The following is a 12983-nucleotide window of genomic DNA, read 5'->3' as shown; positions in this document are numbered from 1 at the left end:
ATCGGTCAGGACTCACACGGAAGGTGAGCTGGCGTGGACGCAGCCGCGAACGTCCCCTTAATGAAGGCCAGCGCCGCGGCTGCGACAGTACTCAGGCGATCGGGGTGGCCTCAATCTTCCAGACCTCACGGGCGTAGTCGCCAATGGTGCGGTCGGAGGAGAAACGACCCGAGCGGGTGATATTCACCCACGCCTTACGAGCCCACGCGCGAGTATCAGCGTGATCGGCTGCCATCGCATCCTTGGTCTCGCGGTAGGCGGCGAAATCACCCAGGACGTAGTACACGTCGGCAGGGTCGTAGCCCGCCTCCAGCAGGCTCCAACGCAGGTCGTGGAACCAGCCTGAACCGTTGTCCGAGAGCGTCCCGTCAACCAGGGCATCCAGAACACGCTTGAGGCCGGGCACGTTCTCGTAGTGCCAGCGGGGGTCGTAGGTGCGGCGCAATTCGGGCAGTTCTTCTTCCTTCGCGCCGAAGATGTAGGCGTTCTCATCACCCACAGCGTCCAGGATTTCCACGTTCGCACCATCGAGGGTGCCCAGGGTAAGGGCGCCGTTCATCATGAACTTCATATTCGAGGTGCCCGATGCTTCCTTACCGGCAGTCGAGATCTGCTCAGAAACGTCGGCTGCAGGAATGATGTGCTCGGCGGGGGAGACGTTGTAGTTGTGAACGAAGACCACCTTGATGCGGTCATTAACCTCTTCATCGTTGTTCACAAGCTCCGCAATTGCGTTGATGAGCTTGATGATTGCCTTGGCGCGGATGTAGCCAGGGGCTGCCTTGGCGCCGAAGATGAAGACGCGAGGGGCAACATCTAGGGTGGGGTTGTCCTTGATGCGGAAGTAGAGGTCAAGGACGTAGAAAGCGTTGAGGAGCTGGCGCTTGTATTCGTGGAGGCGCTTGATCTGAACGTCGAAGATAGCGTCGGGGTTGATCTCAATGCCTTCGCGTTCCAGGATCCATGCTGCGAAGTCAACCTTGTTGGCATGCTTGATGGCTGCGAGGCGCTCGTAGACGGATTCGTCTACGGAATCGGTGAAGTCTGCCAGGACGGATAGATCGCGCACCCAGGCGTCAGAGCCGGTGACTTCGTCAAGAAGCTCGGCCAAGCGGGGGTTGCACTGCTTGAGCCAACGGCGGGGGGTCACACCATTGGTCTTGTTGTTGAAGCGCTCGGGCCACAGCGCGTGCCATTCCTTAAGGGTTTCGCGCTTAATGATCTCGGTGTGCAGGGCTGCAACGCCGTTGATGGAGTAGGAGGCGTAGCAGGCAATCCATGCCATACGCACGGTGTTGCCGCACAGGGGCGCCATGTAGTCGATGGTGCCCTGGTCAAGCCCGCGCTCGTTCATGTCCATGCGGAAACGACGGTCGATTTCGCGCACGATCTCAGCAATGCGGGGGAAGAGGCGATCAAAGATCGTCATATCCCAGGTTTCAAGGGCTTCAGCAAGCACCGTGTGGTTGGTGTAGGCGAAGGTTGTGGTGATGATCTCCCACGATTCTTCCCAACCCATCTCGAACTCATCTAGGAAAATACGCATGAGTTCGGGGATGGCCAGAACAGGGTGGGTGTCGTTGAGCTGGACCGAGTTGTAGGTCGCAAACTTGGACATGTCGGTGCCGTGGTGAGCGACGTAGTTCTCCACGATGTCCTGAAGCGAGGCCGAGCAGAAGAAGTACTGCTGGCGGACGCGCAGAACCTTACCTTCGAAGGTGGTGTCATTGGGGTAGAGAACGCGGGAGATGTCCATGGTGCGTTCACGGTCAATGATGGCGTCAGTGAAACGCTGGGAATTGAAGGCGTCGTAGTCGAACTCTTCGATGGGTTCGGCCTTCCACAGGCGCAGCGTGTTGACGTTCTTTGTTCCGTAGCCGGTGATGGCCATGTCGTAGGGAATGGCGCGTACCTTCAGGTCGGCGTAGGAAACGATGCGCTGCTGTTCTTCGCGGCGGATGACGAAGGGGTAGCCCTCTTCCATCCAGGGATCAGGGTGCTCGGTCTGGAAGCCGTTGGAGAAGAGCTGCTTGAACAGGCCGTAGCGGTAGAGGATGCCGTAGCCGGTGACGGGCAGGTCCATGGTGGCGCAGGAGTCAAGGAAGCAGGCTGCCAGGCGGCCCAGGCCACCATTGCCGAGGGCGGCGTCCGGTTCTTCTTCGAGGATGACGGACAGGTCTTGGCCGTGAGCGGCGAGGGCCTTGCGGGCTTCCTCAACCAGACCGAGGTTCGAGAGGTTGTTCAGGAGGGCGCGGCCCATGAGGAACTCGGCGGAGAAGTAATGTTCCATGCGGCCAGCTTTGTAGGTGCGATCGGTTTCGCTCCAGGCATCGGCGAGCTGGTCAACGACGGCTGCGGACAGGCCCTGCCAAATCTCCATAGGGGTGGAATCGGCGACAGGGCGGCCAGAGCCGGCGCGCACCTGCGATGAAAAGGTTTCAGTCAGGTCGTGGGTCATTCTTCTTTCCTTGCTTGTGAAATCAGCGTGAAAGCCGATGAAACAACATTCGTTAGTTTACATGCACACCATCGCGGGGGACAGCGCAGGGCGTGGCGTAGCTCTGCGACGAGGCGAAGCTGAAGGACTTCGCTTTGAGATTCCTTGGTAAAAGTAATTCCAGCCCGTTAAAGTGAAGGGTATTGTCAGGGCTGAAATATGCTCCCACATCGAGGCAAAGGTAGGGCTAGTGCTCAACGAATATCTTGAAGCCATCAGCGGCATCATGTACACCTACATACTCATTGCCATCCTCATTGGCGCCGGAGTCTACTTCTTCATCCGTACCAAGGCGCTGCCCTTGACGCTCCTTGTGGACTCGATTCGAGTCGTGGGAGAAAAACCTCACGACGAAGACTCCATCTCTTCCTTCCGAGCGCTCATGCTTTCCACCGCATCACGAGTGGGCGTCGGCAATATCGCAGGCGTGGCATCCGCAATCGCCCTCGGCGGCGCAGGATCGGTTTTTTGGATGTGGGTCATTGCCTTTTTCGGCGCAGCATCAGCATTCGTTGAATCCACGCTCGCACAGATCTACAAGCGGCGCTCAGCAGGGGGACACTCTTACGGTGGTCCTGCCTACTACATTGAGCAAGGCCTCGGATTGCCGTGGCTGGGATACATTTTTGCTCTAGCCCTCATTGCCACCTACGTCGGCGGCTTCAACCTCGTGGCCTCCTTCACCGTGAAGGACACCTTCAGCACCTATTCCTTCTTCTCCGAGGACGTCACCCCCTACATCGTGGGTGGCGTATTGGCTGTGCTCGTGCTTGGCTCTATCTGGGGTGGGATTAAACGCCTCTCCTCAGTGACAGCTTTCCTTGTCCCTCTCATGGCTCTGATCTACATTGCCCTGTGTATGGTCCTCATTGTCGTGAACATCACCGTAATCCCAGGCGTCTTTGTTGAGATCTTCCGTTCGGCCTTTGACTTCGAAGCAATCTTTGGTGGCTTCGTTGGCTCTGCTCTCATGCTCGGTATCAAACGAGGCCTCTACTCCAATGAGGCTGGCGTCGGTTCGGCTCCCAACGCTGCTGCATCGGCCTCCGTTTCTCACCCCGTGAAGCAGGGGCTTGTGCAGATGCTCTCCGTCTGGATTGACACCATGGTCATCTGTACGGCCACCGCACTGGCGGTCCTCTCCAGCGGCGTGCAAGGTGGGGAAGACCTCAAGGGATCTCCGCTGGTTCAATCGGCATGGCAGACGGTTTACGGTGACGCTGGCCAGCACCTCGTGACCCTCGCCCTGTGTCTTTTCGCATTCACGACGCTGATCGGTAACTACTTCTACGCGGAAGCAAACCTTCAATTCGTCCTCCGCCGTGAGCCCACCACGATCGACCTCTTTGTTTTCCGTGTGGCCTCGGCCGTTATCGTGTTCTTCGGTGCCACCGCAGAATTCTCCGTTGCGTGGAATACCGCTGATATCCTCATGGGCCTGATGGTTCTGATCAACATTCCGACAATCCTTGTCCTCAGTGAAAAGGCAATGCGTGCCCTTGACGACTACCGCAAGCAACGCCGCGTCGGTAAGGATCCGGTCTATGTTGCCGCAGCCAACGGTGTCTCCGACCAGCTCGACTACTGGAAGTGAGACTGGGACGGCGCGCTGAGAACTGTTGAGTGCAGCCGCCCAATGAATATCACGATCCCCCGCAGGTAATCCTCGATTGAGGTGAAGTTGCCTGCGGGGGTTTCTGTATCCGGCGCTTCATGTGCGTGGCTGCCAGTGGTGTACCGAAGGTGGGTTGCTTGTGCCCACTCGCTGGGAGAAGAGGGCCGAGGTGCCTCTGCCCTCCATTTTTAGGCAGATGTCCGACTTAGTGCCCCTCGCTGGCCTTGACCGGATGGGGGAGTGGCACCGTGCGGAGCTTGGCTGCAGGGGTCAGTGCCATGGCAATGCCTGCTGTCAGTGAGAGGGCGATGAATAGCACTGTCGTAGGCACAATACCCAGGTAATCAGCAGCCCAACCCGCCAGCAAGGCACCCACTGGCATAGCGCCCCACACAGCGAAGCGGAAAGTGGCATTGACTCGCCCAAGGAGCGGCCTCGGGCACAGGGACTGCCGCAAGCTCATCTGCGTAATGTTGTAGAGGGTGCCGAAGAAGGCCATGACGACATTAGCGACAATAAAAACTGCAAGTGCATAATCACCTGCATAGGGGGCAATCGCTAAACCGATAGCGGCGGCAGAGCCGATGGTATAGCACCAGACAATGGTGCGGCCAACGCCCAGACGAGTCACGACACGCGAGTGAAGAAACGCTCCCGCGATGCCTCCCAGGGCACCAATAGCAAGCAAGGTTCCTAACGCAGAGGGCGAAACGCCAAGAATCCTCAGGGCAATAACAGGGGTAAGCACAAATACTCCCTGAGTAGTCAGCGACGCCCATGCAATAGAGAGAAAAAGTGGTCCAAGAAGACGCTCGGAGCGGACGAAAGCAATACCCTCACGAATCTGTGAGAATAAGCCTCCATCTGTTGGACGCTCAGAGGGAGGTTCCTCCACCGGGATCCGGGCGATAGTGATAGCAGAGAGCGCATAGGTCAACGATGCGGCGAGAAACGACAAAGGGATACTGACCAGGCCCATCAGCCAGCCAGCAATACCAGGACCTGCAATGCGCGTGACCTGAAACGATGCCTCTAAACGTCCATTTGCTGCACTGATCTGGTCAACAGCAACAAGACGAGGGATTAAGGACTGGCTGGCCACATCAAAAAAGACCGATGACACGCCAACCAAAGCCGAAACGATAATCAGTTGCAGCACATCTAAGACCCCAACAAGCCACGCCACAGGAATCCAGGCAAGCGCTAATGTGCGGGCAACGTTGGCCACCACCATTGTGGGCTTCTTGCGCCAACGATCCACCCACGCTCCGGCAGGGAGGCCAAGGAAAAGGAACGCTGCGAGCTGGGCGGCATTCACGACACCGATTTCAGCATTCGACGCCTGCAAGACACTAATCGCTGTTGTCGAGGTCACTAGCGTCGCAACTTGGAAACCCAAGAAGCCCGCTGTTTGCCCCCACCACAATCGGCGGAATGCAGCATTGTGTGATAACTGAGGATAAGCAGCCACGAAAGTCCAGCATACTGCGCTGCAATGCTAATCCTATGGAGGAGTTCTTGACCCTCACCCACAAAAAGGCTCCCTTCCTTAGACCATGAAAGGGGTGGGAAGGGAGCTCAATTCTTTGAGACGATCTGGAGCGGGTCAGTGCTCTCCGTGCTCGTCGTAGTGGGAGCCGTGAAGGGCATGGCGGTGGCCGTCATGGATGTAGTCGACGTGGTCACCGTGCTCGATAGCCTCATGGCCGCAGTCCTTGCCGTGGGCGTGTTCTTCGACGCTGTGCTCAGCAACGGTGCCGTGCTCGTCGTAGTGGTCACCATGAAGGGCGTGGTGATGGTTGCCGTGGATGTAGTCCACGTGGTCGCCGTGCTGGACTGCTTCGTGTCCACAGTTTTCGCCGTGCTCGTGCTCAGCGATGGTGTGTTCGGCGTGCTGATCAGTCATGGTGTTCTCCTTCAATAAGTGATGGCTAATGAGGCAAGTATCCCCCGCTCACGGGGATATTGCAATTTCTTTACCTTATTGGGTTTGGGAATCATTCTGCTTATCAAAAGTGCCCTTCCAGGGGTGCATGGAGGATGAGGACTTTCTTCCAAAAATCGGGCATGATTGACGTATGGCGTACTCCGATTCTCCGCTGCTCACCGTCATTGTCCCGGCATATAACTCCCAGGATTACCTGGATCGTTGTCTGCGTACCTTAGTTGGCTACGGGACAGAGCTTGAAGTTGTGATTGTGAATGACGGTTCTCGTGATCGCACTGCAGAGATCGCGGACATGTGGGCGCAGAATCATCCGGGTGTGGTGCGCGTCATTCACCAAGAAAACGCAGGACATGGCGGTGCGCTTAATGCGGGTATTGCCTCCGCCAGGGGGGACTACCTTAAGGTGGTCGACTCTGACGACTGGGTTGATCGTGCCGCAATGCGCCAGGTTCTTGACCTTCTTGGTTCTTATCGAGGGGGCGAAGAAAATCTCGATCTTCTTGTGACGAACTATGTGTATGAAAAGCAGGGCCGCGCGCGCAAGGCTGTGATCCGCTACCGCAATGTTTTGCCCGCCGGGAGGACGTTGTCGTGGGAGGACATGCGGCGTTGCCGATACGACCAGTACCTCATGATGCACGCCCTTATTTTGCGTACCGAATTGGTACGGGCATCAGGACTGTCTCTGCCAACGCACACGTTCTATGTCGACTATCTCTATTCCTTCATTCCTTTGCCATTCGTGCAAACTCTTCGATACCTTGATGTTGATCTTTATCGATACTTCATTGGTCGCGACGATCAGTCTGTGAATGAGAAGGTCATGATTGGCCGTATCGACCAATTGCTCCGTGTGAATGAGGGAATGGTCAAGGCAATGCCTCGCAAGGATGAAGTTCCAGCCCCTCTGTACCGGTATATGACCCACTATTTACGCATCAATTTTGTTGTCTGCTCAATTATGTTGCTGCGTTCGGGAACTGCCGAACATCTCGAACTGCGCGAAAGCGTCTGGGCGGATTTCGCTGCGAAAGATCCTGACTCCTATGCTGCCGTTCGGGCGGATCTGCTTGGCACACTCATTTCAGTGCCAGGCCGTCTGGGGCGAGTCATCTCGACAATCGGGTACAAAGTCTCTCAGGCAATGCTGGGCTATAACTAGCCGTCTGAGGTTGCTCTCACTGAGGCTCCCCCCGGCAGAGCATCTCTGCCGGGGGGAGCCTCATGCGTGGGTGGCGATGTCGCGAGCTTTAGCCGATAAAGGTTGCGGGGTCGGGTCCTACGCGTACGCCGGTGTCCAGATCGTCCAGTGCCTCAAGGTCAGCGGGCGAGAGGGTAATCTCTGCTGCTGCAAGGTTTTCCTGGATACGCTCGGGAGTTACTGATTTGGGAAGGACGATGCGGTCACGTTGTAGGTGCCACGCGAGGATAACCTGAGCGGGCGTCGCCCCAATGTGCGAAGCGATAGCAGTTACCTCTGGCATTTCCAGGTCAGCGCCTCGCCCGAGGGGGCTCCATGCTTCAGTGGCAATACCCATTGCAGTATTTGTGGCGACAAGATCATGCTGGGGCAATGTTGGGTGTACTTCGATTTGGTTCAGCACGGGAATCCGACCACCCATCGCTGCAAGTGCGGTGAGGTGCTCTTCCAGAAAATTTGAAACGCCAATTGAACGGGTGAGTCCATCATTGGCAGCCTCTTCAAGAACCTCCCAGGTTTCGCGATAGAGATTGCGTGAAGGGACAGGCCAATGGATGAGGTAGAGGTTGACATAGTCGAGGCCGAGGCGTTCAAGCGACGCTTCGAGTGCGGGGCGGGTTGTGGCTGCGCCCTGATCTTCGTTCCACAACTTCGTGGTGATGTAGAGATCTTCGCGGGGCAGGCCGGTAGCAGTAATGGCTCGGGCGACGCCTTTTTCATTGCCATAGATTGATGCGGTGTCAATGTGGCGGTAGCCGGCTTCGAGCGCAAGCTCAACGGCGCGCTGCGTTTCTTCTTCGGGGATGAGGAATACGCCAAAACCAATCTGAGGGATTTGTGTGCCGTCGTTGAGCGCAATCTGGTGTGGGGTCATGGTCAGCGTCCAATCGAGAAGGAGGGGAGGGGATCTTCCATTGTGCCCCGGGATGAGCGGCTGTGCTTGTCGAGAAGCGTGTTGTGGCGAGTGGCGTGAGAGATCGTGGGGAGGTGTGATCTCAGCAACTCCTTGGATCTATAGCGTGAAAGGTTTGCGCCTTATCCTCGGGATTCAGCATAATTGAGACTGAGAACGATTCCCATTAGCTAGAGAGATGGAAGATGCTCATCACTCGACGACGCAGCAAGCGTGCGTTTACCTCCGTCACGACGCTCCTGCTCGCCTTTGCGCTGACGGCAGGAGGCACCCCCGTTAGTGGCAGCGCCTATGCCGCTACCTCTGAAGAAGAGCCCCTGCAGGTTCTTGACGACATCCCGGTGGATCTTTTTCACCTGAGCGCAGACGCTGAGGGGGCCCTGACCCTTCAGATGCGTACCCGAGATTCGGAAACACCAAAGTTCTACGATCCGGCAAAGGCTGCCCTCAAGGTTCCCGATGTCAGCGAGATTGATCCGAACCCTCAGAACCCTGCCCACAAGGTTCCTGAGGCAGTTTATGACTCCGCTGAGGGATACCACGTTCGTCCGACCAAGAAATTCAAGTCTGAACTGCTCACCGGTTCTGCTATGACGTGGAACCTTGAAGGCATGCTGGCCCAGAAATACACCAACACCAGTATCAAAGTGACACTCGTCAAGGCTCCCGCCGACGCTCAGGTGTTCACCTTCGCCCGCAATGAAGCTGGCGACGCCGTCTCTCTTGTTGAGGACAGCGATAAAAACGCTGGCACCTTCCGCCTGCCTAATGATGCCAAGGGCGTGTGGCTCGGCGTCTCGAATAAGAAGAGCGTCGAGGCAGAGTGGATCTTCACCAAGCCGGGAATCTATAAGCTCGCAGTCTCGGCAATGGGGGAGACCGATGGAGGCTCCTTCTCACGTCGAACTGAGAAAACCTACACGATTGCGGTCGGCGACGACACTGAAGTGACCGCAGACGATCTCATCTCTGATAACGACACTGCCGCCGCTGCGCCCTCGACCAACGGACACGGTGGTGGCACCACCCCTCCAAGCGGGAGCAACGATACGACGCCACCCCAGGGACATACCCACGGTCCGCAGCAGCCCGGCCAGACCCCACCGACTGCGCAAAACCCCGGAAATCCTGACGGCACGAACGATGGCCATGCGGATGCCCCGCAGGGAAGTATTTCCACCCAAATTGACCCTGTCACCCAGCGAGCCATGCTCTACCGCACCCATGTCGATGCTGCACATATCAACTGGGACGCTGATAAAAACCGTCTCGCAGTAGGCGTCATTGACGGCTCAACCCTCCGCCCCGCAGAGGACGTGGTTGTTCGTCTGGGGCCCGATGCTGACACCAATGGCCGCGAAGTCTCCCGCATCAAATTGCCTGCATCCAACGCTCTATCCTTCTTAGGCAAGCCGGGCGAGATCGTGTGGAACGCGCCCGCACAGTACTACCGTGGTTGGCGGCCCCTGTGGGCAGGCTACGGTGCAGGCGACATGCCCGCACACATCGTTCCCGACTCCCTTGAACTCGAACTCGTGTCAGTTGACGGCCCGGGCTGGATGTCGGTATGGCGTTCAGGGGCGGGCTTTGTCCAAGAGGATCTCAATTCCTCCAACGATGATCGCCGTCGCGTTCGCATGACCGCAGGCGCACACGGACACTTCAACTGGAGCTTCTCAGAAGCAGGGCGCTACACCACCACATGGAAGGCTCACGCCCGCACCACCGAAGGTGGCGTCATCAGTTCACAAAACCACGATGTCATTTGGCTCGTTGGCCCTGACAGCGCTGTTGGCCTACCTGAGAACACCACTCAGGCTGCCGCTATCTTCACGCCTGCTGAATCCTTTGACGTCGATCCTGCTCCACAAGACCCCGGCCATTTTGAGGCCGCTCCTGTGGGAGAATCCGCTGAACGCCCCGAAAAGGGCACCTACACCTGTGTCGCTAACGGACACCACGACATTGCTGCGCGCATGAGCGACAGCGGCAAGGTTCAACCCTTCTGGAAGGACACCGCAGTTACCGGCAAGACTGTCGAGCGTGCAAGCGGCACGATCGTCGTCCCCGTACCGGACTACGCGTCGCACACCCTGAATGTTGACGGTCCCGGGGCAGCACTGAAAGCTCTTGCTCCCCAGGGAAGCCCCGTGTGGACCCTGCCTGAACAACAAGATCCCAAGTTGGCCTGGATCGGTGTGAACACAGAGGCAATGCCCTACTCTAAGCTCTCAGGTGATGCCGTCCAGATGAGTTTTGAAAGCGTTGAAGGCCCCGGCCGCATGGTCCACTGGGACGCCGATATTTTGAATGGCGCGCGAGTTCTAATGAACTCTAGTGTTGAGGGCGACAAGATCGTCCTGGCTGACCCCACTCATAAGCATCTGGCCACCTCCTTCACCAGCCCTGGCCTGTACCTTGCCGAATACACCATTCGCGCAAACTACGGCGCTCAATCCGGTTGGGTAGGCTCAACAGACTACGACTGGTTGAATGTCTACTACGCCGTTGGTAATGCCGAGATTGCCGCACTGTGTGGCGACAGCATCGTCATTCCCCCGACGGCGAATACCCCCAAGGAACCCGACACCCAGGTTCCTCCAACCTCGCCAAAGCCCGGAGAGCAACCGTCACGCCCCAATCCTCCGGCGGGCACGGATTCTCCGAAGGACACAGGCTCTCCAAAGGACAACGGCTCTCCGAAGGATACCGACTCGCCAAAGAATAACGATGCCCCCACAGGCAACGGCACTCCCAAGGACTCGGATGTTCCCAAGGACACGACCCCTGATACACGCAACACTGCTCCTTCTGCCTGCTACCCCAAGGGTGTCACAACTGTCCTCGACTCTGGACACACCGACCTGTTTACTCTCATGGCCAACACTAACGGCGGCCTCGACCTAAAGGTCAAGGAAGATGTCACCGCACCGGGTACCATTCGTGATCCTCACACTGTGCTCATCAAGGTAAAAGAATCCGCTCAGCGTGACCTTCCAGCAGGTATTCCCGGCTCACCCCGTGGCTACTACCTTCCCCAGGGCGGAGACAAGGATCTCGTGTGGCCTGGCTGGGATACACAGGGCATTGCAGCCGCAGGTTTAGCAAAAGCCTCCTTCGATGTTTCCTACACCGGCCCTGAAGGTGGACGCATCCATATGTTCATCACCAAGGGATTCGGAGGTAACGCTCTGGAATCACGCCTGACAACGGGCGGATATACCCTCGATCCTGCCGGATCAACCATCGTGCAGGACTACCCGGCTCACACTCACGTCAACTGGGTGTTCAGCAAGCCCGGCCGCTACACATTGACGGTCACTGGAAACGCTTCACGCGAGGACGGATCCCACCGCATCTCCAGCGCACCTCAGACCTACATCATTGATGTCGGAACCATTAACTGTGGTGGCCCCCGAATTGAACTGTCCTCCACGACGGTTCAACCCGGTGGCAGCCTCGAACTGACAGCCTCCGGTCTGACCCCTCACGAAGAAGTTGTCTTCGAAATTCATTCTGATCCGATCGTTCTGCCCGCTGTACGAGCTGACGAGAAGGGCGTTGCGCGCACTCAGTGGAAGGTTCCCGCAGATTTCCCTGTTGGACATCACCACGCACTCGTTCAAGGACACCCCGAACTAAAGATTGCCTTCCACGTTGCCTCGCACAGCACTGACAAGAAGGACGCAGATTCAGCCCAAAGCGGCAAGCAGCCAAACGGCCCAGGCGGAACTGGCTCTTCCTCTGGTGCGGGTTCCAATGGCCCGACCTCGGCGCCTTCGGGGCGAACTGATTCTGGCAGCATTTCAGGTGGTTCCCGTGGCGGCGCTCGTGGCGGAGCCGGGGAGGTCTGTATCCCCACGGTCATTACCCGCGAAGCTGAGCCAGAAGAGGTAAAGAAACTTGAGTCAGCCTCTCAGGGAGCAGCCGCTGGCAAGGCGACAACAACCTTGACCTTCAATGTTGGCCCCGGTGCTTCCGGTAACGCCCGCGACGGACACTTTGACCTCGGTCCTGTCATTGAGAACAACACCGTGTTCGCCCGCATTAAGGACGATCGCCAGCAGCCTGCCGTCTGGGTTGATCCCACTTCACTGACCTTTGCCGTGGGCGATGAGGCAGCGCTTGACGCTCCCGAGCAGCTCAAATTCATCGCCTCAAGCGGTTCGAAGGTGTGGATGATTCAGCAGACCCAGGTGAAAGACGTGCCTTGGCTGGGTATGAACTCTCAACGTGAAGAGATTGTCAATCGCACGACAGGTGAAGTCACCTTCACCTTGGAGTCAGTCGACGGCCCAGGAAAGGTTGCGGTCTTTGAATCAGGCACCCTTGGATCAGGCGTTGGAAAGATGGTCTTTAACGGCGCGGGGTCGTCCTACACCTTGAGTGCCAATACCCACGCCCACCATAACTGGCTCTTCACTGCCCCCGGTACCTACACCATGACGATTTCTATGGAGGTGCAGTCCACTTCCGGCGAACTCAAGGGCTCCAGCGGGGCATCAGGAGGTCTGACCCTGACCGGTGAAAAGGGGCCCAACGGCCGTCCGATGGTGTCAGAAACCGTTGGTCGTACGAAGTCGGGCCAGCCCTGTTCGTTGGCCCAGACTGGTGCGCAGACTGACATGGTTGCTCCGTATGCGCTTCTGTTGGTCATCCTCGGTGGTGTCGCAGTTGTTGCTGCCCGACGAGGAACTCGCCTGAGCTGAGCTCACACTGAAGCGGTGCTGTGATCGCGTGACCTCGCGTGATCACAGCACCGCTGAGGCCGTTGAGCCCCTCAAGTAGATCGACGCATCCATCCCATCA

Annotated in this window: 7 protein-coding genes; 3 read left to right on the top strand and 4 right to left on the bottom strand. The window is 57.5% G+C overall.

What is annotated here, in order from left to right; all coding sequences use genetic code 11:
- Positions 1-91: 91 nt before the first annotated feature.
- Positions 92-2458: a glycogen/starch/alpha-glucan phosphorylase gene (locus tag EII11_RS01430; protein ID WP_124867826.1), complete on the bottom strand. Its 2367-nt coding sequence runs from the start codon at positions 2456-2458 to the stop codon at positions 92-94.
- A 265-nt stretch (positions 2459-2723) separates the two neighbouring features.
- On the opposite strand from EII11_RS01430, the gene EII11_RS01425 reads away from it, so the two are divergent.
- Complete coding sequence (locus EII11_RS01425; protein ID WP_124868284.1) at positions 2724-4091, top strand: alanine/glycine:cation symporter family protein; 1368 nt, start codon at positions 2724-2726, stop codon at positions 4089-4091.
- 226 nt (positions 4092-4317) lie between these two features.
- Here EII11_RS01425 and EII11_RS01420 read toward each other — a convergent pair whose 3' ends face one another.
- Positions 4318-5583, bottom strand: a complete 1266-nt coding sequence (locus EII11_RS01420) for an MFS transporter (protein ID WP_124867824.1) — start codon at positions 5581-5583, stop codon at positions 4318-4320.
- 135 nt (positions 5584-5718) lie between these two features.
- Entirely contained in the window at positions 5719-6018 is a 300-nt protein-coding gene (locus tag EII11_RS01415; protein WP_124867822.1) for a hypothetical protein, read from the bottom strand.
- 172 nt (positions 6019-6190) lie between these two features.
- Here EII11_RS01415 and EII11_RS01410 point away from each other — a divergent pair, with 172 nt between their 5' ends.
- Positions 6191-7222, top strand: coding sequence for a glycosyltransferase family 2 protein (locus EII11_RS01410; protein WP_124867820.1), 1032 nt, complete (start codon positions 6191-6193; stop codon positions 7220-7222).
- 88 nt (positions 7223-7310) lie between these two features.
- On the opposite strand, the gene EII11_RS01405 is transcribed toward EII11_RS01410, so the two are convergent.
- Complete coding sequence (locus EII11_RS01405; protein ID WP_124867818.1) at positions 7311-8135, bottom strand: aldo/keto reductase; 825 nt, start codon at positions 8133-8135, stop codon at positions 7311-7313.
- Positions 8136-8359: 224 nt separating this feature from the next.
- Here EII11_RS01405 and EII11_RS01400 point away from each other — a divergent pair, with 224 nt between their 5' ends.
- Positions 8360-12883: a TIGR03773 family transporter-associated surface protein gene (locus tag EII11_RS01400; protein ID WP_124867816.1), complete on the top strand. Its 4524-nt coding sequence runs from the start codon at positions 8360-8362 to the stop codon at positions 12881-12883.
- Positions 12884-12983: the final 100 nt, after the last annotated feature.

Origin of the sequence: Schaalia canis, assembly GCF_003858455.1 — a bacterium.
In the GTDB taxonomy this organism is placed as follows: domain Bacteria; phylum Actinomycetota; class Actinomycetes; order Actinomycetales; family Actinomycetaceae; genus Pauljensenia; species Pauljensenia canis.
The sequence above is the reverse complement of the archived record's forward strand: the minus strand, read 5'-3'. Positions and strand labels throughout refer to the sequence as shown.

What these genes read in the sequence shown, in the direction of transcription:
- EII11_RS01430 (WP_124867826.1), bottom strand. Translation starts at nt 2,458, where the DNA reads ATGACCCACGACCTGACTGAAACCTTTTCATCGCAGGTGCGCGCCGGC.
- EII11_RS01425 (WP_124868284.1), top strand. Translation starts at nt 2,724, where the DNA reads ATGTACACCTACATACTCATTGCCATCCTCATTGGCGCCGGAGTCTAC.
- EII11_RS01415 (WP_124867822.1), bottom strand. Translation starts at nt 6,018, where the DNA reads ATGACTGATCAGCACGCCGAACACACCATCGCTGAGCACGAGCACGGC.
- EII11_RS01410 (WP_124867820.1), top strand. Translation starts at nt 6,191, where the DNA reads ATGGCGTACTCCGATTCTCCGCTGCTCACCGTCATTGTCCCGGCATAT.
- EII11_RS01405 (WP_124867818.1), bottom strand. Translation starts at nt 8,135, where the DNA reads ATGACCCCACACCAGATTGCGCTCAACGACGGCACACAAATCCCTCAG.
- EII11_RS01400 (WP_124867816.1), top strand. Translation starts at nt 8,360, where the DNA reads ATGCTCATCACTCGACGACGCAGCAAGCGTGCGTTTACCTCCGTCACG.